This is a genomic window from Phyllobacterium bourgognense (assembly GCF_003337575.1).
GTDB classification, from domain to species: Bacteria; Pseudomonadota; Alphaproteobacteria; order Rhizobiales; family Rhizobiaceae; genus Phyllobacterium; species Phyllobacterium bourgognense.
This window is the reverse complement of the sequence record NZ_QPJM01000011.1, coordinates 87,870-112,238: the sequence shown is the minus strand read 5'-3', so window position 1 is coordinate 112,238 and position 24,369 is coordinate 87,870. Positions and strand designations below refer to the sequence as shown.

The window sequence follows — 24,369 nt, the reverse complement described above, 5'->3', positions numbered from 1 at the left end:
CTCAAATCCCTCCAATCTTCTTAGCGGCTGCATGGATGGCGACGCGAATACGTTCATACGTGCCACATCTGCAGAGATTGCCCGACATGACCTCGTTGATATCCTCATCGGTTGGATTGGGAATTGTCTCGAGGAGCGAGATCGCCTGGATGATTTGACCGGTCTGACAGTAGCCGCACTGGGGTACCTGATGTTCGATCCAGGCCTCCTGCACCGGGTGCAGCTTGCCATTGCCCACGGCTTCAATCGTAGTTATCGCCTTGCCCGCAATATCAGCCATACGCGCCTGACAGGAGCGAACGGCTGCTCCATCGACTTGCACAGTACAAGCGCCGCATTGGGCTATTCCGCAACCATACTTAGGACTTGTTATGCCGAGCTCATCGCGCAAAACCCAGAGCAAAGGCATCTCGGGAACCACGTCTACTCGATGCCTAACGCCATTTACCGTGATGTCAAACATGGCACGCCTTCCGCAGTTTTGAATACTTGGCTATCGCGTGCAACCGTACTCGCGGCTTGCGAAGCTGCAAAGAACAGTTGACCGGAAATTTACCTCTTTTAACCGGCGCTTGGACATCAACAACCGCCAACGCAAAGCCGAGTCCGTTTAGTTCTTGGCCGCTCGACGTGGTGCCGCGAACGTCATGAAGGCGGGGACCTCGGGACAGAGATTACCCGGGCGTGTTGTCCGAATGCGACATGTCTAGTGGCAGTAGGTGATCCTGGTAATATTTCCACTACAGGTTTATGCCCTAAGAATTGTCGACGCTGCCGATCGTGACGAACACCTTTTGCAGTCGAGGCAAGGAAAGACGCGACAACGGCGGGATCGGTGTCGCGCCAGAACCTGAGCGCGCGGCATGAGCATTGCGCAGACGCCTCATGACCATGCCACCTACCTCGACGGTGGAATGCCGCTTTCATCACTGATGTCTCGTTAGGCGTTGCTTGAATTGAGTGCCGCGGTCGCCGCCTCAGCGACTGAAATATCTTGCTCGATCGTTCCGGCGCTCGCGCCCACCGCACCAATGATTTCACCGTCGATGCGCACCGGAATTCCGCCGCCGAAGATGACGACCCGCCCGCCATTGCTTTGCTCGATGCCGAAGAGCGGCGCACCGGGCTGCGCCAGTTCGCTCAGATAGGCGGTGGTCTTATCGAATAAACGGGCCGTCACTGCCTTGCCGATGGCAAGATCGATGCTTCCGATGAGGGCACCGTCCTGACGCACAAACGCCACGAGCGCGCCACCGTCATCGACGACGGCAATGTTGTACGCAATGCCGAAGCTTGCGGCTCTGGCTTCACCCGCCTCTAGCATCCGCTTCGCATCAGAGAGGGTGAGGGTGGTGCGAGAACAAGGCATCGTTTTTCCTCGGCTTAGGCTGCCGTTCCGGGGACTGAATCGGGTTCTTGCGGTAAGCTCATTGCAAGCCTCTCAAGTCGTTATCGTCCAGGCAACCACGGTTCGGGTAGCAGCCGAGCTGCCATCGCTTGGTCATCGCGATTGTCCTCGAACGGCCGGACTGCCAGAGACCGTATGCAAAACAACGTTGCGTGCGAAGCACATTACAACCGAACGAGCCAAATTGGGGGTAAAAAAAGGTAATTCTGATAGGGTGGTTGTAAAACTGGGCTGCCTCTGGATAGTCGTAACAGAAGGGAGAACCAGCGCTCCGGTCGCGGCGGATAAAACCAGATGCTACGATAGGCGAGATGGAGCAACGGCCTCCTGCTTTGGCGATTGCTGCATCATCACGACGCGACGTGTACTTCCGATCGCCGCGTCCGAACGGTGCTGTACGCGAGCGGACTAAGAGGTTAAATTTGGCTGGCACGCCAAAGCTCACCAAGCCGAGCCTGGGGTGCGTTCTGGCAGATGCAGGCAGGCCCAACTCGCAACAGTGCGTTCATTACGGAGTCATTCGGGGGTGCATGGAACGATCCGGCAAACTAGACGATAAGACATATTGCTTCGGTGACTATCGGTTCATTCCAAACCGGCAACTGTTGATGCTTGGCGACAACCCGCTGCGGGTGGGAGCCCGGGCTCTGGATCTGCTCCACCTGCTCCTCATCCACGCGGGGGAAGTCGTCGGCAAGGATCAGCTGATGAGCTTCGTCTGGCCGGACACCTTCGTGCATGAAAGCAACCTGAAGGTCAACATCGCCGCCTTGCGCCGTGCTCTTCGGCTACAAGCGTCAGGACTATCGTGCATCGCCACGGTAAGCGGCCGCGGCTATCGCTTTGTCGCGCCGCTGCGTGTCTATGGAGGAGATCACTCGCCGTCGGCTTTCGATTCTGGCAAGGCGCCAGCGAGAGAACTGCCGAACATCGCGCCGATCATTGGTCGCGATCAAGTAATCGCCGCGCTCGAAGCCAAACTTGCCAAGGAAAAATTAGTGACTGTTGTCGGCCCGGCCGGAGTCGGCAAAACGACCGTCGCATTGGCCACAGCGAGCCGCCTTCTGAAACGCTATGGCGATGGTGTTTGCTTCGTAGATCTCGCCACCATCGGTGACCCACAGCTCGTGGACGCGACGATTGCGGCTTCGCTGGGTGTCAGCGGCAAATGGACCAATGTGCTTGCCGGCATCGTCGAAACATTGCGGGATTGCGAAATGCTGCTTGTGCTCGACAATTGCGAGCATGTTCTTAGCACGGCCTCCGCCATCGCGGAGCATCTGAGGCTAGCGATTCCCAGCATCCACATCATCGCGACGAGCCGGGAACCGCTCCGCTCGCGGTCCGAGAATATCTATCGGTTGTCCCCGCTCCCATATCCAGACGAGAATGGTGGCACCAACCGAAAGGATGCCCTGGCCTTTGCTGCCGTCGAGCTCTTTGTCAGGACGGCAAACGAGGCGTGCGGCTTCGTGTTAGATGATAAGGACGCGTCGGCGGTGGTCGGCATTTGTCGACGTCTCGACGGCATCGCGCTTGCGATCGAACTCGCCGCGTCGAGGCTGGCGGCTATGGATCTGGCAACCTTGCTCGGTCTTCTCGAACGCAGCTTCGAGCCGCTCAACGCGGGATCTCGCGAAACTCTACCGCGCCACCAGACCCTTCTTGCGACCCTGGATTGGAGCTACCAACTCCTCTCCCGGGATGAGGCTCGGCTCCTGCGGTTGCTTTCGGTTTTTTCGGCAAGCTTCTTTCTCTCGGATGTCATCGGCGTCGCTGGCCGCATCGGCGGAAGCATCGAGGAGATAGCGGCGTGCACTGAAAGCCTCGCCGCGAAATCGCTCCTGTCGGTCGCGTACGATGCCGGCGTGCCACGCTATCGCCTGCTCGACAGTACTCGCAGCTTTGCGGCCGAGCGGCTAAACAGGAGTGGAGAAGCCGCCGACGCTCATTCCAACCATGCGCGCCATCTTCTACGACTGTTCGAGCAAGCCGAGGCGGAGTGGCAATGGCAGCCGAGGAACCAATGGACCGCCACTTACGAACCGCGAATTAACGACTTGCGCAAGGCGATCGATTGGACTTTAGGCGAAGGCGCCGATCCCGAGGTCGGCGTGCGTCTTACCAGCGCTGCAATTCCGCTTTGGGACGAGTTGTCGACCGTCGCTGAAAGTCGCCGGCGCGTAGAACGGGCACTGCAATCAGTCGAAGCCCTGTCGCGATGCGACCCCGCTGTCAAAATGAAACTGATCGCGTCCTACGCCTCGGGCCTCAATTTCTCCGACCATTTTGGACCCGAAGCCGACGCGGCGTGGATGGAGGCCAACCAATTGGCCCGCGAGATCGGCAATGCCGATTACCAGCTTCGTACCTTGTGGGGACTTGGCATACTGCAAAGCTTCACCGGACGGCACAGGCAGGCAATCACGACGCTCAGGCAGTTTGCCGAGCTCGCCGATCGGGAAAATGAGGGGGCGGTCATAGCGGAAGGAGAACGGGTGAGGCTGATGGCCGCCTTTTACTGTGGCGACGTCCGGTTTGCCTACGATGACCTGAAGAGGCTCGTGCGCGAGCATGCGATCACCGCGAAGCGAACGGGCGTCGCCCGATTTCAGATGGACCGGTTCGTGTCGATCCGCGTGGCTCTGGCGACGGCGGCCTGGGTGGCTGGCGATCGAAGCGAGGCGACGACGGCGCTCCAGGATGCGCTCGATCACAGCCTTGCGCTCGACCACTTGGTTTCGCATTCCAACGCCCTTGCACAGGCGGCCTTGCCTATCGCGCTCTGGTCCGGCGAGAGCGAAACTGTGCGCCGACATGTTGTGGTGCTAGCGCGTAATCTTACCTTGCGCGATATCGCCATCTGGCGACCCGTCTGTCATTTCTACGAGGGCGCCGTGAGGAGCATGGACGGCGAACGCGAGGGTGTCGACGCGATGCAACTGGCGATCGGGCAACTCGTTGCCAACAATTTCCTTGTCCGGGTGCCTTTATATCTCGCCATGCTCGCGGAAGCCGCATTGCGTCATGAACGTATCGCGCTCGCGCGTGACAGCCTGAGCGCTGCCTTCGATCGTGCCGATCGCCAAGGCGAGTACTGGTCCCAGCCGGAACTGCAGCGGGTGCGCGGGCTGCTACAGTGGTGGGACGGCGACTTGCCCGGCGCCTCGGAAACGCTGCTGCTGGCCACGGAGACCGCAAGAGAAAGCGGTGCGCTTTTCTTCCGGCTGCGAGCCTCGACGGCTCTGGCGGAACTGTGGGCGGAAACCGACCGCCACGTGGCAGCAGCCGATTTGCTGTCGCCCATCTGCGCCGAATTCGATAACGTACCGCCCTGTGCGAACGTAGCGAAGGCGCGTCATCTGCTCGAGAATCTTAGGCGATAGACACAGCCCGGTCCAAAGGTGCTTCTCAAACCACTTCAGCCATTCTTGTTCGCGACCAGCGCGGGCTCGAGGACAAAGGCGTTTCGGTCGGCCAGGTCATTGATTTTTGACAGATAGTTCTTGAAATGCGGCGTCTCGCGGTGGGCGGCCACGGCAGCATTGTCGACATAGAGCTCGTCCAGCGCATAGCGGTCGGCTTTCGTCTGGTCCCGCCAAATGTCCCATCGCAGATTTCCCGGCTCGGCCCTACAATGGGGAGCCATGCTGAAGAGCAAAGCCTCAAGCTCTCCGGTCTTGCCCGGCCTTGCCAGCAAAGTCGCCATAATTTTTATGTGAGCCATGATCTGGATCTTTCGGTCTGCTAATTCACCTGCCGGCGGTTTCTATGAAGGCTGCGACCTGCTGTGGATGGGAGAGCATCACGGCATGGCTGCTGTCGATCTCCACGCTTGTGGCTCTGGCCCGCTTCGCGAACGCCCGCTGAAAGGTCGGCGGGATCATCAGGTCTTTGGTGGTAACCATGAAATGCGATGGCTTGGCCTTCCACGCGACCTTTGTAATTTTTGTCTGCACTGCTTCCAGTCCCCACGGCACCTGCGCGGCGGCCATGAATCGCGTGATCGAAGCATCAACATCAGCGGCGAACGCGCCCGGGAATTTTGACGGGTCGACGAGCAGGTAGCCCTCACGGGGCGGCAGCAGCGGCGCGCCCGATTCTCCCGGCGGTACCGGCTCTTCGGCAAGCGACGCTACAGACTCTCCGGCGTCGGGCGCAAAAGCTGCGATATAGACCAGACCTCGTACTTTCGGATTGTCACCCGCTTCCGTGATGACCATTCCGCCATAGGAGTGGCCGACGAGGATTACCGGGTGTCTTGCAGCTGCAATAACCTGCTGCGTGGCCGCCACGTCGCCATTGAGGCTGATCGTCGGGTTCTGGACGACGAGCACCTCGTATCCTTCATCAGTGAGTATGTCGAACACCGCCTTCCAGCCGGAGCCGTCGACGAACGCGCCATGCACAAGAACAATCGACACAGGCTTTTCGTTCGATTGAGCCAGCGCGGCTGCAGGAGCGATCAAAGACACGAGGAGGGCTAAAGCAATGCGCATCATAGAATTAGCTCCATTTGATTGAGAGTGTACACGGCGAGGCATTACGCCTCGTATGCTTCACGGCGCCAGACTGGCGCGATCAAGCGCTTCAATGAGCTTTGCCGCCATCGGATGGTCAGAGCGAGGATTTTGGCCTGTGATGAGTTCCCGATCGACGACCACATGAGGCTCGAAATCCGGACCAACTGTCGTCTTCGCGCCAGCCAAGTCCAGGGTTTCGGGCATATTGAAATAAAGCTTGCCGTGCAGGATATTCTCCTCGATGGGTTTTTCCTCGCTTGCCGAATAGACCGTCATCCTGTAGCCGGCATATTGCCACCCCTTTGCAAGTTCTGCCGCCTTGACCCGGTCACCCTGGATCAGCGCTGCGCGAAATTCGCTCGCCCGAGGCATTGCGGAAATCGAGACGATCGGGCCGTGGCAGAGCAGGGCGGTGGGCTTTCCGGCCGCGTGGAAATGCCGAAGGATCTCTCCCGCGTCCGGATCCTGCATCAGATCGACGACGGGCCCTTGGCCGCCTGGCGCGAATACGCCGGCATATTTATCCAGCCCCTCCTCGATCACAGATCGCAAGGTGCGGCCCGTATTCGTCGAGGGATCGTTGGCGAAGAAATCTTTGCCGCGCTGATACGCCGCCTCGTCGCCGCCGAAATGCTGGACTGCGTCCGATGCCGGGTCAATGTAAGGCTTGGCGCCCGAAGGCGTGGCAAGCAGAACTTCATAGCCTGCCCCGACAAGCGCCAGCATGGGCACCACTGTTTCATTGAGATACTGTCCCGTCGGCCCGGTGCCGCCTCCCTGAATTTCGATACGTGTGGCGTTCGAGCCCATCACCAGCACTTTTCCCTTGCTCATAAAGCCGCCTCCCGATGTTTCACGGCGGATGGCGGACCGAAGCCGGCCGTCCGGAACTGCGGAGATGATATACCGGCTACTCCACGACGGCTGGTTAAAAGAGGTAAAAACCGACATAGGTCATGACGGCCAGGATTGGTCCGGCGATGCTATGCGAATGCCTGAGTCTTCCGGGTCGGATAAGGCCCCAGGAAAAGAATCGTTGCCGCGCCAGCCACGAGCAGCAGCGCACAGGCTTCGAGTATTCCCGAATAGGTGCCCGTGCTGTCGAACGCGTAACCGAACAGGCTGGGTCCTACGAAAGCGCCCACCACGAAGATGCCGTACAACGTGGCGTAGGTCGTGGCATAGCTGCGCATCCCGAGATAGCGGGCGACCAGATAGGCCATCAGGTCGAATTCCACCCCAGAAGTGAGGCCAAGCAACAAGATAGCAATGCAGGCCATGGGAAAGCTCACATGGTCCAGCGAAAGGATGAGGCAGGAGGCCGCGCCCAACGTCAAGATGACCGTACCGACTGCAGGCGCCCAGAAGCGATCGACCAGAATGCCGCCAAGCAGTCGGCCGGCCACTGCCGCTATTCCGACAAGGGAGGCGAGCTGAACAACTTCGCTGGGGGACAGGCCAAGCGAGCGAAGTATGTTCTCGATGTTGGGCAGTGGCGCGGCGATGGCGAGCGACATCGGCACAAAGACGATGGCCAAGAGCCAAAAATAGCGGGAGTGGAACGCCTCGCGAGCGGTCATGCCTTCCGACGCCTTGCTCATCGCCGGCTCCGTGCTAGCATTCCTACTTGGCAACCTGGCAAAGCCCCAGAGAACCATTGGGGACGCGATCAGGATGGGCATTGCCCCAACCACCAAGATCGCGACACGCCATCCACCGGTTTCGATCAACAGTTGAGCCAGCGGTTTCACCACGAAGGCGAACAGGCCCGCGCCAGATAGCACGATGCCAAGGGCAAGACCTCGGCGTTCTTCGAACGCATTATTGATCACCCGAGTGAAGACGACGGGGGTCGCTCCCAACCCGAAGATCGCGATAGCCAGCCACGACAGATAGTATTGTTCGATAGAGCCGTTCGATGCCGCGAGCGTCATGTAGCTCAGGCCCAGGCACGGCAGCGAGATCGATGCTACCCGGCGCGCACCAAACCTGTCGATCAACGTCGCGAAAAATGGACCGACGATCAGAATTGCACCGGCCAACAGCGACAGACCGCCAAAAATGATCGCGAAGGACCAGCCGAATTCTTCGACGAAGATCGGCGCAAACACGCCGATCGTGTAGAACGGAATGGCGGGCATGCCTAAAGCCGTTCCGAGCAAGCCGGCCAACACCAGCCGCCATCCGTTCCTGAACTCGTTGAAGTCTATTCCTTTCAACGGGCACTTCCTGTTTTTCGAAAGTTCGGCAATCGCATCGTTGGGCAAGACACTATGCGCAATGTATCCCTGTCTGCAACCATGCGAGGTTTGCGACAATCTCGGAAACGGCGAATATTGTCGGATGAATGCGGTCAACCGTGAATGTGCTGTCCTTTTGAAGGTCCGCTTTCAGGATGCGGCCGCTACCGGATCAATGACCTGAAGGCGGGCGCAAAGCAGTCGTCGTTGGTTTGGTCACTTTTATTCCTGCTTTTGCCAAATCAAATAATCATCAACGAGAGGGGATAACTAGCGACTCTGCAGTCCACGCTCTGTTCGAGACGTAGTATTGAATAGGCGAGACAAAACAGGCTTTTATTCGGGATTGTAAACATTCGGCCACAATTAAAAATGCCTGAAACCAGCTAATATCGGTGTTTTCAAAGGAACGTTTTCTGGCCATTTCCGGAGACTGTCTTGAGCCTGCCGCATCTTGCTGTCATCGTAAACAGCACCATTTGGTGCGCAGCCGACCAGAACTTGCTGTCAGGATCATTCTCAATGGGCTTAACTTGTCATCGAAAACGCGAAACTGTTTTACTGAAAGGCGTGCCCGAGGACCAAACCGATCTGCCACTTAATGGTCTGCCCTATGCTCCGCCTTCACCAATTCCATTTTTAACCTGGAAGTCTCCAAACCAAGATCGATAAAACGGTGCGCATGCTTCGCCAATGCAGCATTGTTTGACCAGAGGTTCCGCCAGATACCTGTCTTCAGCGATAAGTTCTCGTCCACAACTTCCGAAGAGAAGGACTCGAATGTTAGGTAATCGTCATACCCAATAGCCACCAGTGCATCGAATATCGCGGCGAAATCGATATTGCCCGTTCCCAGGTAGCCGCGATGACTTTCGCCCAAATGCACATAGCCGATCTTATCCCCGGCGTGGCGCAAAGCGAGACTAATATCGGCCTCTTCGATGTTCATGTGAAAGGTATCGAGATGAAGAAAGATATTATCGGAACCCGTATCTTCGATGAAAGCGAGCCCTTGTGAAACCGTATTGAGAAGATTGCTCTCGAAACGATTAACGATTTCAAGATTGAGCGTAATGCCGGCGCTCTTTGCAGTATGTGCCACGTTCGCCAAAGTAAAGGCGCTGGTCTTCCAGGCGCGTGCGGTGGGTGCCTGATCCTGCTTGCCATGGGACGATGATAAGATGCCCGCCAGTTTCTGCCCACCGAGATCACGTGTTAATGCAATTGCCCTCTCAAGTATTGTCACACCGTTAGCAACGACCGATGGATCGTCACTCGACACGTCGCCATCACGCGGAAGGCCCATGCTGACCGCGACACCTAGCCCATAGGCGTCGATCCTTTTGGCGAGCCATGCCACATCGACCTGGCGGGGATCAAGGTAGGAAAATTCGATCAAATCAAATCCCAGTTCTGAAGTCATCTTAAGAGCATCTTCAAGTTCTGCCTGCGACGAGCCTGCGCTCCAGACGAAAGAATGAATTCCAAGCTTGGACATGATCGAGCCTTCTTCGATTCAAGTGAGTGGCAGCCGGAATTTCACCGGCTGCGTGTTTTGTTTGCCCTACTTAGCGCGCCGCGGTCCAGCCTTTATATTCTCCCAAATTGTCTTTGGTGATGAGGACTGGGTCCAGCAGGATCGTAGTCTCCGCAGGTTTTTCACCCGCAAGGAGCATCGCCGCCAGATCGAGCGACTGTCCTGCCATCGTGTAAGGATCCTGGGAAGCTGACGCCTTTATCAGTGAGGTGCCCGTCTTGAGAACAGCCTCGATGTCAGGTGCTCCATCGACTGCTGTGATGATGAATTCCGACCGTCCAAGCTGCTTTGCGGCAAGCTCGGCACCGATTGCTGTCGGATCATTAATCGCAAAAACAGCATCGATCTTGTCAAAGCGCGTCAAAATGCTCTGGAACACTTTCAAGCCGCCATCGCGCGAACCTTCGCCATTCTGATCATCGGAAAGAATCTTGATATCGGGATGTTTTTCCAGCACGCCCTTGCATCCCTTGACGCGGTCAAGGATGGAGGAGGAGGCCGGGCCGTTTATGATGACGTAGTTTCCCTTGCCACCTGTCTGATCGACAAGATACTGGCAGGCGAGTTCACCAGCTTTGATATTGTTGGTCATCACCGTGATGTCGGCACCGGGAGCCGAAACATCAAAGGCTGCGACGAGCACGCCCGCGTCGTGCGCTTTCTTAACGGCAGGCGCGATCGCACTGGCGTCGACCGCGTTCAGCATAATGACATCCACTCCTGCGGCGATGAAACTGTCAACTTGCGATGACTGCTTGTTGAGATCGTAGTCGGCGGAGACCGATGTTACCTGGACATTCGGATTGATTTTTTTTGCCGCGTCTTCAATGCCTTTGATAGTGGCGACGAAAAAAGGGTTGCCGAGAAGTCCGACGGATATACCAACCTTGTTGAGCTCTGCCGCAGATGCTGGCGCTACAAACATCGCTGTCACCGCGACCCCACAAAGCAGTCTTTTAAAATAAACCATGCATTCCTCCATTTGTGCCGTTTCTGCGGGCACCTTTGTGAACCGGTATAGAGCCGGCGTCTCCTGATCGTTCACTACGTCCTGACACCTCCCTGGAGCCGGTATCGGTCCAGAGTGACGGCCGCGATGATGACCAAACCTTTGATGATGTACTGCCATATGTCCGATACGCCCGCGAGAATCAGACCATTGGAGAGAACGGCTATGATCAGCGCGCCGATAAATGTTCCCCAGATAGAACCAACGCCGCCGACAAAGCTCGTACCGCCGAGGATGACCGCAGCAATGGCATCGAGCTCGTAGGACTGCCCCAGCTGCAGGCCATTTGCCGCGTAAAGCCGGGCGGCCGACATTGCGCCGCCAAGGCCGGCAAGCATTCCGGAAACCGAATAGACGAAAACAAGGACGAGGGGCACTTTGATGCCGGTCAAACGTGCTGCTTCAGCGTTCCCGCCAACCGCATAGATCCAGGTACCGAGCACGGTGCGTCGCAAGATCAACCACGACAGCACCACCACAACGACCGCAATGATGACAAGCCAGGGAACGCCTAGAAATTTTCCGTTGCCGATAAATTCGAAGGGCAGCGCAGGGTTGAAGACGGTGGTATCTCCACCGAGGAGCCGTGCAACCCCGCGCACTGCTGTCAGCGAGCCGAGTGTGACAATAAAGGGAGGGAGCCGGATAAAGGCGATCAGAAGCCCATTTGCCAATCCGAACAACAGACCAACGAGCACTGCGGCCGGCACGCCCAGCATGCCAAAGTCCGGAATGAGCGATATGATCACGGCAACCATGGCCGAAACGGCGAGTATCGATCCCACCGAAAGGTCGATGCCGCCTGTCAGGATAACGAAGGTCATGCCCGCCGCGAGCACGGTGTTGATCGACGACTGCTGCATGACAATGGAAAGATTTGCTCCCGTCATGAAGCGCGCATTGATGAGCTGGAAGGCGATGGCGAGGATGACCAGAACAGGCAACATTCCAAGGGCTGCGACAGACGTGCGGATGCGCGAGGGACCCGGTTGTGTGGACGTGGTTGTGGAATCAGTCATGATCCTGCCTGCGAATATGGAGTGAAATCTGGCATCACGCGGAAATCTCCCTGGAATCCATTTGAGTGGACAGGTGCATGATCGCCTCTTGCTGGATGGGATTGTTCGGCGTGGCGGCAATCTCGCCTGCAATGCGCCCTTCGCGCATGACAAGAACGCGATCGGCAATTCCGATGATTTCCGGCAATTCGCTGGAAATGACCAGGATGGCGATCCCGCGTTGCGCTAGTTCGTCGATAAGGCGATAAATTTCTGATTTCGCCCCAACGTCTACCCCGCGGGTCGGTTCGTCGAGGATGACAACGCGTGGGTTGGTTTCGATCAGCCTTGCAAGCAGCACTTTTTGCTGGTTGCCTCCAGAAAGGCTTCCCGTGTTAATGTCGGCACTATGAGTGCGAATGGCAAAATTGGAAATTGCAGCGGTCGCGCGTCGTTTTGCTGCATCGAAATTTAAAATTGAGCCATATTTCGCATCGTCACCGAGAACGCCCATGTTGATATTGTCGCAAATGGTCATATCGAGAAACAGGCCGAGAGCCTTGCGATCTTCGGTCAGGTAAGCAACACCGGCACCGAGCGCTTCGCGGGGCGAACTGATCGAGATCGCCTCGCCATTGAGTTCCACAGTGCCTGCGATACGTTTGTCGGCGCCAAAGATGAGTCTCGCAAGTTCAGTCCGTCCCGAACCGACAAGCCCGGCAAGACCGAGCACTTCCCCTTTGTAAAGGTCAAAGGAGCAATTGTGAACTCGCCTTCCGTCGGACATATCCCGCACGCGCATGGCGATCGGTCGTCCCGCTGCAGGTGGTCGATGCGCTTTCTTATAGAACGATGATATATCCCGCCCGACCATCATCGAAACCAATGCCTTGGCGGAGAGTTCTTTTTTTTCCAGCGTGCCAACATAAGCGCTGTCGCGCAGAACGCTGACCCGGTCGGCAAGTTGATAAACTTCTTCCATACGGTGACTGATGTAGATTATGGCAATACCTTGATCCTTGAGCGCGGCGATGACGCCAAAGAGCTTTTCGGTTTCCCGCGTGGTCAGCGATGTGGTCGGTTCGTCCATAACAATGATGCGCGCCTCCGTTGACAGAGCACGCGCTATTTCGACCAGTTGCCGCTCGCCCAAGGATAGATACTCCACCTTCGTCGATGACTGGAAGCTGACGCCGAGACTGTCCAATAGAGGCTGTACCCGGTCTGCCATTGCAGCCCGATCGACAAATCCAAACCTGGATATCTCCTTACCGAGAAAGATGTTTTGCGCAACGGTGAGGTTGGCCGCCAGGGAAAGCTCTTGATAGATGACGGCTATACCGCTCGACTTTGCCTTTAGCGGATCACCGGTGATGACCGGTATACCGTCCATCAAAATCTCCCCGCCAGGGTCAGCTCTATAGGCGCCCGACAATACTTTCATCAATGTAGACTTGCCCGCACCGTTCTCACCCATCAAGGCATGAACTTCGCCGCTATGAACCGTCAGCGAGACATTGCTCAGTGCTTTTATTGTCCCAAACGTTTTGGAGATGTCGCGCATTTCCAGGAGAGGTTTGCCAGGGACAGTTAACCCATCTGCCGACGTCATGGTGTCCTTTCCAACGGTGCTGAAGCTGCGGCGGCTGACCGTGGCTCCACCGCTTGCCGGCGCCAATTATCCCGATATGAGGCCAGTCCAACTAGGGCCGCCGGCTTGACAGGAATAGGTGGCTTGCCGAGAGGTTTTGCTCCCATTGATTCAAATGCCAGCGCGGCGGCGCCAGTTGCGCTGCCTTCCACATTGCTGCTTTGAACCACTTCCTGTGCGGGACGAAGTTGTGCGAGAAGGGCCCCAAATAGGCCCGAGCGATTGAGGCCACCATCGACGACAAGAGTATTGGCTGACCGGATTTCGTCCAGCGACAGATCTGTCATCAGAACAACATAGAGGAAGGCTGCGGCAGCTCGATCCTCCGGGGTCGGTTCGGGCCCTACCAGCATACCCTTTTGCCCCGGCATCGGTCCGCCCGCAGCAAACGAGGGAAGGGCGAATATCTCGCGCTCGATAACACGCTCAATCTCATGCGGCTCGATGGATTCGGCCCAGCCTTGGCTGATGACATCGAATTCGCGCCCACCCATGAAACGTATCGTTGCAACGGGCTCTCCATCGACACTGACGTTGGCAAGCATGTCCTTACCCGCGTCGAGCGAGCCGAGGGGGCAATTCGGATTGAAAATAATTACCCAGGTTCCCGTGGATACAAGTGTGAAATCAGAAAGCCCAAGCGAACGATAAAAATAAAGTGCAGCATTGCTGTCGTGAACTCCGTTGTGCACGGCAAGTGTCCGCATTGAGCCGTCCGGAAGTTTCAAAGCATAGGAACCGAGCACTGCACCCGCCCGTGCGAACGCAGGCATTTTGCTTTTCCAGCCCATTGCATCGACGAGGCTGCTGAAATCTTTTTGCAACGGCGCCCATAGATGCGAATGGCACCCAAGATACGAAACTTCGTTTATGGGGATCCCGGAAAATTTCCAGCTCCAGAACTGTGGATAGCCAAGGATCGATTTTGTCTTGGCGAAGCTTCCTGGAGACCGTTCTGCAAGCCAAAGCATGTGTCGACCGTAATTGAGGCCGAGGGGAAGCCGTGGCGAAAACGTCTCCGGAAAGCCTGGTATGCGATCGTCAATTCTTGCAGCGATTTCGGTCGGTGGTTCCTGTTCGTAATCCAAAATCGGATGTGTCAGTTCCGTGTCATCGACAAGGGCGAAGGTGCAGCCATGACCAGATATCATGATCCCCGTAATATTGTGAACCGGTGTGGTGTCCTTTAACGCTTGTTGCATCCATTCAAACATGGCGTGCTCGTCAAGTACGGTCAGGTCGTCAACCGTTCGCCATTTTGGCTGTATCCGGCTTTCATGGATGATCCCGCCTGCTTCGTTGAAGACGAAGAGCTTGGTGTTGGTCTTGCCAAGGTCAAATACTGCCAAGCTCATGCATCGCCTCCGTTGAGCTGAGCAATCAGGATTGAAATGCCTTCATCGACGAGCATTTTTGCATCGGCGTCCTTTAGTCCATCATCCGTAATGATCGTGCCAATGCGCGAAAGGGGCAGCGCGATATTTCTGGCGCGGGTGGCGAACTTTCGGCTGTCGGCCAGCACCACGATCTGGTCGGCGCATGTGCTTAGATCCTGAATGGCCTTCACGAGAAGCGGATGCGACTCCTGCAGACCGGACACGCTCACTCCTTGCGTACCAACAAAGAACTTCGTGGCAAAAAAGGCGGGCGCGGCCGCGCCGGCAGATTGAATGATGCCTGGTTCGCGGTGCAGATCCCCGCCTGCCACCACCAATTGGCATGTGCCTCGCTCGCCAAGGTAAGCGGCGAGCGGCATGGAATTTGTGAAGATGCGGATATTGCGTTTGGCAAGACGCACTCCAAGTTGAAAGCAGGTGGAGCCTCCATGAATGATAACGGAATCGCCGTCGCGGATAAGCGTCTCTGCCGTCACCGCTATGGCACGCTTGGCCTCAACCGCCAAATCGCGGTTTTCGTCATAATAGCGGGCCGACAACCGACCTGAAGCTGCTCCTTCAGGTGCGGAGATACCTCCGTAGACCTTACGAACCTGTCCGCCATCGTGCAGCTTGTCGATATCCCGGCGAATAGTAGCAGCGGAAACACCAAGCATTTCCTGAAGGTCTCGCACCGAAGCAAACGGCCGTTCCTTGACGATGTCTATGATCTGCTGATGACGATCTAGATCGTTCACATCTCACTCCCTTGCGGCCGGTCGCCTCCCAAGCGTGACGAAGATTACTCATGACATGGCGCATTTTGTCAAGATGCTGATTGATTTTAATCACTATTGACGTAAGTTCATCTTTCTAGATATTTAGGTCACGACACCGGCGCGATGCTTGCGGGCCGGCGGAGGCAAGGTTGTCCAAGGTTTTAAATCAGGGAATGGTGATGTCAGGCGAACTCGAAGCCCTCAAAAAGCTCTCGTTCAGGTTGGGTACCGACATCACACGGACGCAGGGCGCCGGCGGCAATGTCTCGGTCAAGCGCAATGGTGTCATGTGGGTCAAGGCGTCGGGCACTTGGCTTGCTCACGCACTGGAACGAGACATCATGGTTCCAGTCAAGACAAAGCCCTTGCTTGCAGCAATTGCTGCACGCGACGACCGTGCGGAGAAGGCGACTGATTTCATCGTTGATGAGCTGAATCACGCCAATCTGCGCCCTTCAATTGAAACCAGCTTCCATGCTCTTATCCGGCAGCCCGTCGTGGCGCATTTCCATTGCGTCAACACGATTGCGCGCTGCGTGGTTGAAAACGGCGAAGCGGAAGTCTCGGCTTTGCTGGCATCTTTTGTGCCAGAATTGCGCTTTGCCTTGATCCCCTATTGCAGACCCGGCATCCCACTGGCGCAGGAAATTGCCAAGGTAGTAGATCGCGATCCGGATATTTTGGTCCTGCAGAACCATGGCATCATCATTGCAGGGCAATCGGTGGACGAAGTGGGTGACCGTATCGAAAAGGTCACAGCTGCTCTTGCCACACCGCGCCGCCACCCCTCCAATGCCGATCATCCGTGGCTGGAAGAGGCTGCTGAAGGGAGCGCGTACCGCTTGCCTGTCGATCTTCAAATTCATGACTTGGCAATGGATGCCGCCGGACTTGAACTCGCTCTTGGCGGAGCTCTCTACCCCGATCACATCATTTTCCTGGGGCGGACCATTGGCGTCATCAACGACACAATCACGATCGAAACCCTGTTGAAGGAGAGCGCATCGTCGGGACAACCTTTACCCAAGCTCGTTGTGGCGCCTGGCAAGGGGACCCTGCTTTTGCGCGATCTGACTGCCGGCGGCGAGACTATGGCGCGCTGTCTAGCGGAAGTCGTCACACGCATTCCCGAAGGGGCACAACTTTCTTACTTGCGTGCCGAACAGGAAGCGGAGCTATCAAATTGGGAGGCCGAACAATATCGCCAGGCCCTCGACCGGGAAATGGCGAGACAATGAACCGGAACCGGGCGATTGCCGTTGGCATTGATCTTGGCACATCTGGCGTGCGGGTCGCGGCGCTTTGCGAGCAAGGCAATATTGTCGGCATGGCGCTGTCGTCTTACGGTTCGGCCGAGGAACGTCGAAGACCCGAGGCTTGGTGGCGTCACGTGCGACATTCGTTAAAGCAACTTGCAGCAGAAGTTCGCCTGGATGGTATTCGTGGCATTGCGGTCGATGGGACGTCCGGGTCACTTCTTGCTGTTGATGCAGCTGGCAAGGCTTTGGGTGAAGCATCGCTCTACAACGATGTTTGCCAAGATACCGCCGTTTTGGCTGCCGTCGATACACACGCACCCATCGACAGCGCTGCACGGGGCCATACCTCGCCCCTCGCGCGCGCCCTATGCCTTCAAAAACGAGGGGGTATTGCGCAAGTCGTCCATCAGGCTGACTGGATTGCGGCTCGAATAGTTGGTGACGGCTTGATTGTCAGTGATGAAAACAACGCTTTGAAGACAGGTTTTGATCTGGATACACGCTCCTGGCCCGAGTGGATGGAACGGACGGGATTTGATCGTTCTTTATTGCCCATTGTCTACGGCGCCGGAACGCCCATCCGGACTGTTTCTCCCAATGCGACGATGGTCGATTTCCCCAAGGACGCCATGATCTTTGCGGGAACCACGGATGGATGCGCTTCCTTTCTCGCAACGGGAGCAAAACAACATGGCGAGGCGGTTACGTCACTCGGCTCGACGCTTGTGATCAAGATCGCGTCCCATAGGCCAATCGATGCTCCGCAATACGGCATCTATAGCCACCGTGTTCGGGATATGTGGCTGGCTGGTGGTGCCTCCAACACGGGTGGGGCGGTGATAAGGAGCTTCTTCGCCGATGACCGCCTCCGCGAACTGAGTGCGGGCGTATCTCCTGATCAGCCAACCGGTCTTGACTACTATCCGCTCCTCGAGCCGGGCGAGCGTTTCCCGGTTAACGATCCTGTGATGGCGCCTCGCCTTACGCCGCGTCCAAGCGATGATGTCAAATTTTTCCAGGCTATTTTGGAGGGAATAGCCGCTGTCGAAAAACAAGGATATGACCGGCTGCATGAGCTCGGCGGCCCGTCCGCCACGTCTGTGCGGACGGTTGGCGGGGGAGCAAAGAACAAAGCCTGGAGCCGGATTAGACAGAACAAAATGCAAGTGCCGTTTGTTGAAAGCTTATCTGCTGAGGCGGCCGTTGGAACGGCGCGGCTCGTTCTGATGGGACTGCAAAACTCATGAACAATCACGTCACGCTCGAGGACTTGGCTGAGTGCTATGATACCTTCTTTATCGACCAGTTCGGTGTACTGCTTGACGGGGTCAAAGCCTATCCTGGCAGTATCGAGGCGCTGCATTGGCTCAAGTCCCGTTCGAAGGAAATCGTCATCCTGTCTAATTCGGGCCGGTCCGGCGCCTACAACACACACAGGCTGGTTGCGCTGGGCTTTGACGCGTCGTCGTTTGATCATTTCGTGACATCCGGTGATGTTGCCCGCCATCTCATCACCAGCGGCGCCCTTGTCATTCCCGCAGGGGCAGGACCGCGTTGTCTGACCATCTCGGTTGCCAATGATAGCACCCTTGCGGACAGTCTTGGTTTCACACGCACAGACAGCGGGCATGACGCTGACCTCGTGGTGATCGCCGGCAGTGAGGCCGATCGAGTTCCGATGCAGCGATATCAAGACCTTCTCGCGCCCGCGGCTGCCCGCAAAACCCTGTGCGTTTGCACCAATCCCGATATCAACATGCTGACGGGGAAAGGGTTGGCGCCGGCTGCTGGCGCGATTGCAAAGCTGTACGAAGAAATGGGCGGCCCGGTTATGCGTATCGGTAAGCCCTACCGCGATATCTATGATTATGCCTTACATATCGTCAGGCAAAAGGACAAATCGCGCATTGTCGCAATCGGCGACAGTGTCGAGCATGATATTGTCGGCGCCAACCGTTTCGGAATAGCTGCTGCACTGGTCAGAACCGGAGTTTTGGCTGATACTTCCGTATCACAGCTCCAGCGCATATCGATGGATCTCAATGTTGATTTCCCTGAGATCTTGCCAAACTTCGCTCGTGAGATTGCGTCGTGTTGAAGGGGCCGCGGGTTTGAGGGTCGGCACCTTCAAGGCGCCCATCTAGGTCGAACTAGGGCCAATCACTCTCAACATCAATGTCGCAATTGACCGCGTGACGCAACGTGCGCAACCCCTCGAAGTCGTTCCGCAAAATAGGATCTTCGACCCCAGCGTCCCGGATCGCGGTCAGCTTGACCACGGCCTCTTTCCAGTTCCAGGCCCCATTGGGGTCGATCATGATCAGCGATCCCTTTTGGCACTGATTCCTGCAGCAGGTCGAGCCGTTTGGAGTGTTTTGTCTCGTTCCAAATGTGCGTTAGAGAGGATCGCGCCTATGTCTCGTTTGTGCCAGGTCTGCCGCCTTTCCGTGCTTCGAAAATCGCATAATGGCTCATCCGGAACCGCTTTAGGCGATTGTATTGAGTGGGTCTGCGGTTCGATTCCGCTCAAGGCGTGCAAGTTTCGTTACGAGTTTCCTGCAAACCACCCCAACTGGGTGGCCAGTCCCTCCCTATAAAGAAGCAACGGTCTCAGCGTGCATGCTCACTGGGTAGACGAAATGATATCCATGATTAAGTCCGCCAACGGTCGCTCGTTGCCGTCGAAGCTTTGGATCATAGCGTCCAGAACACGCTCCCTTACAAGTTCCTCGGCGCCGAACGGCAACCCGGCATTATCCGTCAACAGGTATAAGAACGCCAGCTGAGTTCGGCCGTTGCCTTCTCGGAACGGGTGGATCGCGTTGACTTCCGCAAGAATGTGAGCGGCATTCGATGCAAATTCCGGCGGTAGCATATCCATGAGGAAATTCAGCCGTTCAAGAAATGCAAATGCCGCCTTCATCTGTTTGTCGATGTATTCGGGATAGCAGAACCAGTTGCCGCTCTTACCAATGCGAATGGTTCGCGGCTGACCTGCCCATTCATAGACGTCCTGAAACAGATGGTGGTGGAGCGCCATATAGTGCGGGTAATCGAGCCGGCCGTATGGAAACTCTTCATCCGCACGGATTAGGAACAGTGCCAGCTCTGCTTCGTCTAAATCGTCTTGATTCTGTAAACCAAGTTTGTTGCGCAGGACCGTCGTGCCCGGGTAACAGAGCGGGTCGGATTCGGCGGTATAGACCACTATTTGCGCTTGGTTTTTGCCAGCTGCTCTTTGACTAAAGTACGACGTTCGTCGCCGGTTTTACCTCGAGACTCAGCTAACGCCGTTGCCATCCGTGGCGTCAGTTTCATGCCCTCGACGGCACTTATTCTTTCGCCGCGCGTACTGGTAAGCGTCCAACTACTTTTAGTAGTTCCACGGGCCGGATGATGAAGACTGTGATTTTTCATGAGGTGAAGTTTACAACAGCGCGCGGAACCTGGGCAATAGGAATTTTCAAGGCGACTTCGCTCGTCAAGGAAGCCTTGCCGGCTCGCTTAGAGACATTGTAGACTTAAGGAATCAATCAAAAACGGTCGAAAATCCGCTATTATCGGCATTTTCAAAGGAACGGTTGTTGCTGCGCGGCAACATTGTACTATGCCGATTTGGGAGACGGTCAAAGATCGAGCGCAGGCTACATCATTGTACGAATTCCCGAGAATATTCGTTCAAGCCGTATAAACTCGATTGTACGGCTAAATGGTGAGCGGGTGCAGCGTTCTCGATATTCGACTCCCGTACTCATTTCCTGGAGGCACAATCATGCGTATTGCGATTCTCGGAGCAGGGGCCGTCGGTGGCTATTTTGGGGCGCGGCTGGCGGTTGGCGGCGCGGATGTGACCTTCGTTGCGCGCGGCGCCCATCTTGCCGCCATTCAAAGGGACGGGCTGCGTGTAATCAGCCAACGTGGCGACGTCCATCTGCGGGACGCCAAGGCAGTTGACGATATCAGCAAAGTCGGTGAGGTCGACCTTGTCATCGTCGGGGTGAAATTATGGGACACGGAACTAGCCGCCGTCACACTCAAGCCATTGGCCGAACAAGGCGCGGCGATCCTCTCCTTGCAGAACGGCGTCCATAAGGACGAGGTGTTGCGTGAACACGTACCACCTGAAGCTGTTATCGGTGGACTCTGTTATATCGCAGCCGTAATCGCTGAGCCGGGTACCATCCGGCACGACGGAACAATGCAACGCATCGTGTTCGGGGAATATGACGGAACCCGCACCGCCCGGCTCGAAGCTTTCTATCAAGCCTGTATCGCCGGCGGCATCGACGCCGATATCAGCAATGCGATTGAACGGCTGATCTGGGAGAAATACGTCTTTCTCGTCGGACTATCGGCAACAACAGCGGCTATCCGCCAAACCATTGGGCCAATTCGGGAACATCCCGCTGCCCGTGCCCTCTTGTTTGACATCATGAACGAGACTATTGCCGTCGGGCGGGCAAAAGGCGTGCCCCTTACGCCGGACTTTGCCGAGGACCGGCTGGCCTTTTGCGATACACTTCCGGCTTCGATGACATCGTCGATGTATCATGATCTTGTTCGCGGCAAGCGGATGGAGTTGGCGTGGTTGAGTGGCGGAGTTGCCGCCTTGGGAGAGGAACTGGGCATACCGACACCCATGAACCGGGCGGTCGCCAGAATCCTGCATATATACGCTTCCGGGAACGCAGGCGCGGGGAGTGCGCCGGGTTAATCTTGCTCCGAAGAGATGCGGGCATTTCGGCCGATGTTTCATGGCGGCGCTCCGCAGATTGCGACAATCGGCGGCTTCGAGGGCAACTTGGACCTAAGCACAGTTCCAGGCCCGTCACCCCGGTCGCGGGATGAAGGCCCGCCACGGCGAGAAGGCGTCCAGTTTCCACCTTGCAGGCGATGTTTTGATCATCGAGCGTGCCATGCGCCTTCAACGTGATGTATGCGTTCTTCGGATCGGTTTTGTAACCTTCCTTGATCGGCGCCTGAATGGCGCGCAGTGCGGCAGCATCCATAGTGATTGACCTTCCCTTTTCGACCGCCGTTCTTTTAACATATCACGTCGTCGTGCGCTGATCCGATAGCAGGAAGTCGAGTTCTCAAGTGTTGCTCTGTGTCAGCAAACTATCAAGGGAAAACCGTTCCACTGGCAGGCATTGGAACTTCACCATCAAAAACCATTATCCGGCAAGAGGCAAATACACTTGTGAGTGGTGACCCAAAGGGTTCAAGTTGGTATGCTCCGGTGATCGAAATCGCCGAAGCTGGATCAGGCAAAGGGGTTGAAATGAGCGGAGCGAGGTTTGAGAACGTTGAGGCCTGCGTCTTCGATGCCTACGGGACGCTGCTCGACTTTAATTCTGCTGCCGGGCGGGCGAAAGATACCCTCGGTGAAAAGGCAGATGCTTTGTCGAGTCTATGGCGTCAAAAGCAGCTTGAGTACACATGGCTGCGCTCGCTGATGGGCGCCTATGCGCCATTTTGGCAAGTGACAGGCGAAGCGCTGGACTATGCCATGGAAGCACTTGCCATCGCCGACGATGAATTGCGTCAGCGACTTATGCAGCTCTACCTCGCGCTCGATCCATTCCCGGAAGTTGCCGCGACATTGAAGATCCTGAAGCAAGCGGGGATAAAGACGGCGATACTGACCAACGGATCACCTCAGATGATCACAGCCGCCTGCCGCAATGCAGGCATCGATGTCTTCCTTGATGCTATTTTGTCGGTTGATGAAGTCCAAGTCTACAAGCCGCACCCGTCCGTCTACCAGCTTGCCGTTGACAGGCTCGGTGTTGCCAAGGAGCGCATCTCCTTTCAATCCTCGAATTCCTGGGATGCCGTTGGCGCGTCGCATTTCGGATTCCAGGTCGCATGGTGCAATCGTTACGATCGGCGGTTTGATCGCCTGCCGGCACAGCCCGACGCAGTCATCAAGAGCCTGACGGAACTACCGCTCCTCATTGGTATAGTGTGAGTACAGATTTCTGCCGACATTGGCGCATTTTTGTCGCCTCGTCTGATTGAAGCGCTGATGGATTTTATCCGGCCCGCTCTGCCAGCGGTGCTGCCTCCGCCCGCTTGCGCCGAATAGCTTCAGCGATAAAGACGCGGGACAGGGCATGGTAAAGCGGTTCGTGCGAAATCATCCGCGCCGTGCCATAGCCGAGCATCGAGGTGCACATCAGCCCGATGACGCTGTTATGGCTTCCCGTCATTTCGAGAATGATGACAAAGGCCGTCATCGGTGCCTGCACGACGCCGGCAAAGTAGCCTGCCATGCCGAGGATTGCCGCAAGACCGATATTGCTGCCGAGCAATTGTCCAACGGCGCTGCCGAAACCGGCGCCGACCGAAAGCGAAGGCGCAAATATGCCGCCGGGAATTCCGGAGATCATCGACAGAAAACCCGCCAGTAATTTTTCGAGAAAATAGTACCAGGGCAGGGCGTTTCCCTCCACCGCGCCACGAGCCTGTTCATAGCCGGTACCAAAGGTCATTCCGCCTGACAAAATGCCGACTATGGCAACCGCAAATCCGCAGATGACAGCCAACAGGATCATCCGGTGCAGGGGCTTTGATATCGCCCAGCGGCGGATCCTGCGAGAAGCCTTGAGTGCGGCCGCGCTGAAGCCAGCACCAAAGGCGCCGCCGCCTACGCCGCACAGGATCACCAGGAGCCAGTCGGAAAACCCGGTCGATGCGCCAGCCGATTCGCCGAAATACGTATAGTTGCCGACAAGCGCGATGGCCGCGAGACCCGACAGGATTACCGCCGTCAGGACGAGACCATTGGCACGCGATTCATAAGAACGTCCCATCTCCTCGATGGCAAAGACAATGCCGGCGAGCGGTGTGTTGAATGCAGCGGCGACGCCCGCAGCTGATCCGGCCACGATCAGTCCGCGCGCGTGGGCCATTTTACCCCAGCGCGCCGCCTGCAACATCAGTGATGCACCCACCTGAACTGTTGGCCCCTCGCGTCCGATGGAAGCGCCACAAAAAAGACCGACGATGGTAAACAGAATTTTGCCGGCGACCATCTTGAGGGAGAGCAGACGGGCACGATCGTCATCATCGGTCAGGTGCCTTGCTGCGATAGCTTGCGGGATGCCGCTCCCCTGGGCATTTGGAAAAAAACGCATCGCCATGAAAGCGCAAAAGCCAAAGCCAAGCGGCGTGATGATCAATGGCAGAAATGTCGTCCAGCCATGTGTCCCGGTCATGAGGTGAAAGAGATGTTGCGCCATATCGGCGAGTTTTGCGAAAGTGACACTGATGACACCAATTGCCAAAGCCCCGGCCCAAAACACCAGTCGCGGTCGCCAAACCCGCCTGTTTCCCCACATGGCCTGAGACCGGCGCAGGACAGAGTTCTTTCGGTAGATTGGGCGCACAATGGATCCTGCAGTTTATACGACAGCAACGTTCTATCCGAAGTCCCACCTAGCACAGGGAGGCCCCGTCGTGCCAGCGCGGATGGGACAGATCGTGCCGGCGTCCCACATATATCGAGCAGGTCTCGTCGCACGATCGATTTTGTCGAATGCGGTGGAAATGCCTGTTCTCGCCGCATGGCAGCGGAAGCGCAATCC

At 56.6% G+C, this 24,369-nt stretch carries 21 protein-coding genes and 1 pseudogene; 6 read left to right on the top strand and 16 right to left on the bottom strand.

What is annotated here, in order from left to right; all coding sequences use genetic code 11:
* Window position 1 precedes the first annotated feature (1 nt).
* The gene (locus tag C7476_RS18460) at window positions 2-463 is read right to left on the bottom strand and encodes a (2Fe-2S)-binding protein (protein WP_114431344.1); all 462 of its coding nucleotides are present in this window, start codon (window positions 461-463) and stop codon (window positions 2-4) included.
* 477 nt (window positions 464-940) lie between these two features.
* Complete coding sequence (locus C7476_RS18455) at window positions 941-1,369, bottom strand: GlcG/HbpS family heme-binding protein (RefSeq protein WP_114431343.1); 429 nt, start codon at window positions 1,367-1,369, stop codon at window positions 941-943.
* Window positions 1,370-1,938: 569 nt separating this feature from the next.
* On the opposite strand from C7476_RS18455, the gene C7476_RS18450 reads away from it, so the two are divergent.
* Window positions 1,939-4,794 carry an ATP-binding protein gene (locus C7476_RS18450; protein ID WP_181872506.1) on the top strand — a complete coding sequence of 952 codons (2,856 nt, stop codon included), beginning with the start codon at window positions 1,939-1,941 and terminating at the stop codon, window positions 4,792-4,794.
* A gap of 35 nt (window positions 4,795-4,829) precedes the next feature.
* On the opposite strand, the gene C7476_RS18445 is transcribed toward C7476_RS18450, so the two are convergent.
* The 10 genes from C7476_RS18445 to C7476_RS18395 form a co-directional block, all read right to left on the bottom strand.
* Window positions 4,830-5,135 carry a putative quinol monooxygenase gene (locus C7476_RS18445; RefSeq protein WP_114431341.1) on the bottom strand — a complete coding sequence of 102 codons (306 nt, stop codon included), beginning with the start codon at window positions 5,133-5,135 and terminating at the stop codon, window positions 4,830-4,832.
* 25 nt (window positions 5,136-5,160) lie between these two features.
* The gene (locus C7476_RS18440) at window positions 5,161-5,910 is read right to left on the bottom strand and encodes an alpha/beta fold hydrolase (protein ID WP_425374003.1); all 750 of its coding nucleotides are present in this window, start codon (window positions 5,908-5,910) and stop codon (window positions 5,161-5,163) included.
* Between the two features lie 57 nt (window positions 5,911-5,967).
* Window positions 5,968-6,765 carry a type 1 glutamine amidotransferase domain-containing protein gene (locus tag C7476_RS18435; protein WP_114431340.1) on the bottom strand — a complete coding sequence of 266 codons (798 nt, stop codon included), beginning with the start codon at window positions 6,763-6,765 and terminating at the stop codon, window positions 5,968-5,970.
* A 149-nt stretch (window positions 6,766-6,914) separates the two neighbouring features.
* Window positions 6,915-8,150, bottom strand: coding sequence for an MFS transporter (locus C7476_RS18430; RefSeq protein ID WP_147274682.1), 1,236 nt, complete (start codon window positions 8,148-8,150; stop codon window positions 6,915-6,917).
* 619 nt (window positions 8,151-8,769) lie between these two features.
* The gene (locus tag C7476_RS18420; RefSeq protein WP_114431337.1) at window positions 8,770-9,669 is read right to left on the bottom strand and encodes a sugar phosphate isomerase/epimerase family protein; all 900 of its coding nucleotides are present in this window, start codon (window positions 9,667-9,669) and stop codon (window positions 8,770-8,772) included.
* Window positions 9,670-9,739: 70 nt separating this feature from the next.
* Window positions 9,740-10,678 (bottom strand): ABC transporter substrate-binding protein, encoded by a 939-nt coding sequence (locus C7476_RS18415; RefSeq protein ID WP_114431404.1) that lies wholly within the window; start codon window positions 10,676-10,678, stop codon window positions 9,740-9,742.
* Between the two features lie 74 nt (window positions 10,679-10,752).
* Entirely contained in the window at window positions 10,753-11,736 is a 984-nt protein-coding gene (locus C7476_RS18410) for an ABC transporter permease subunit (protein ID WP_114431336.1), read from the bottom strand.
* 34 nt (window positions 11,737-11,770) lie between these two features.
* The gene (locus tag C7476_RS18405) at window positions 11,771-13,327 is read right to left on the bottom strand and encodes a sugar ABC transporter ATP-binding protein (RefSeq protein WP_114431335.1); all 1,557 of its coding nucleotides are present in this window, start codon (window positions 13,325-13,327) and stop codon (window positions 11,771-11,773) included.
* Window positions 13,324-14,721, bottom strand: coding sequence for an FGGY-family carbohydrate kinase (locus C7476_RS18400; protein WP_114431334.1), 1,398 nt, complete (start codon window positions 14,719-14,721; stop codon window positions 13,324-13,326). Before C7476_RS18400 ends, C7476_RS18405 begins: the two co-directional genes overlap by 4 nt.
* Window positions 14,718-15,500 (bottom strand): DeoR/GlpR family DNA-binding transcription regulator, encoded by a 783-nt coding sequence (locus C7476_RS18395; RefSeq protein WP_114431333.1) that lies wholly within the window; start codon window positions 15,498-15,500, stop codon window positions 14,718-14,720. Before C7476_RS18395 ends, C7476_RS18400 begins: the two co-directional genes overlap by 4 nt.
* 200 nt (window positions 15,501-15,700) lie before the next feature.
* On the opposite strand from C7476_RS18395, the gene C7476_RS18390 reads away from it, so the two are divergent.
* From C7476_RS18390 to C7476_RS18380, 3 genes are read left to right on the top strand one after another with little or no spacing between them, the layout of a single operon-like run.
* A complete protein-coding gene (locus tag C7476_RS18390) occupies window positions 15,701-16,759 on the top strand; it encodes a class II aldolase/adducin family protein (RefSeq protein ID WP_245426414.1) in 1,059 nt (352 codons plus the stop codon).
* On the top strand, window positions 16,756-18,027 hold the full coding sequence (locus C7476_RS18385) for an FGGY-family carbohydrate kinase (RefSeq protein WP_114431331.1): 1,272 nt from the start codon (window positions 16,756-16,758) through the stop codon (window positions 18,025-18,027). Before C7476_RS18390 ends, C7476_RS18385 begins: the two co-directional genes overlap by 4 nt.
* The gene (locus C7476_RS18380) at window positions 18,024-18,878 is read left to right on the top strand and encodes a TIGR01459 family HAD-type hydrolase (RefSeq protein WP_114431330.1); all 855 of its coding nucleotides are present in this window, start codon (window positions 18,024-18,026) and stop codon (window positions 18,876-18,878) included. The genes C7476_RS18385 and C7476_RS18380 overlap by 4 nt, the downstream gene beginning before the upstream one ends.
* A 52-nt stretch (window positions 18,879-18,930) precedes the next feature.
* On the opposite strand, the gene C7476_RS18375 is transcribed toward C7476_RS18380, so the two are convergent.
* Window positions 18,931-19,098, bottom strand: a complete 168-nt coding sequence (locus C7476_RS18375) for a hypothetical protein (protein ID WP_245426413.1) — start codon at window positions 19,096-19,098, stop codon at window positions 18,931-18,933.
* A 305-nt stretch (window positions 19,099-19,403) separates the two neighbouring features.
* Window positions 19,404-19,988 carry a Fic/DOC family protein gene (locus C7476_RS18370; RefSeq protein WP_342633353.1) on the bottom strand — a complete coding sequence of 195 codons (585 nt, stop codon included), beginning with the start codon at window positions 19,986-19,988 and terminating at the stop codon, window positions 19,404-19,406.
* 564 nt (window positions 19,989-20,552) lie between these two features.
* Between C7476_RS18370 and C7476_RS18365 the strand changes: the two genes are divergently transcribed.
* Entirely contained in the window at window positions 20,553-21,494 is a 942-nt protein-coding gene (locus C7476_RS18365; protein WP_114431328.1) for a ketopantoate reductase family protein, read from the top strand.
* 91 nt (window positions 21,495-21,585) lie between these two features.
* On the opposite strand, the pseudogene C7476_RS28765 reads toward C7476_RS18365, so the two are convergent.
* A pseudogene (locus C7476_RS28765) lies at window positions 21,586-21,789 on the bottom strand (OsmC family protein); the annotation flags it as partial.
* Between the two features lie 272 nt (window positions 21,790-22,061).
* Between C7476_RS28765 and C7476_RS18355 the strand changes: the two are divergent.
* Complete coding sequence (locus tag C7476_RS18355; protein ID WP_114431403.1) at window positions 22,062-22,751, top strand: haloacid dehalogenase type II; 690 nt, start codon at window positions 22,062-22,064, stop codon at window positions 22,749-22,751.
* A 64-nt stretch (window positions 22,752-22,815) separates the two neighbouring features.
* On the opposite strand, the gene C7476_RS18350 is transcribed toward C7476_RS18355, so the two are convergent.
* On the bottom strand, window positions 22,816-24,123 hold the full coding sequence (locus C7476_RS18350; protein WP_114431327.1) for a chloride channel protein: 1,308 nt from the start codon (window positions 24,121-24,123) through the stop codon (window positions 22,816-22,818).
* Window positions 24,124-24,369 lie beyond the last annotated feature (246 nt).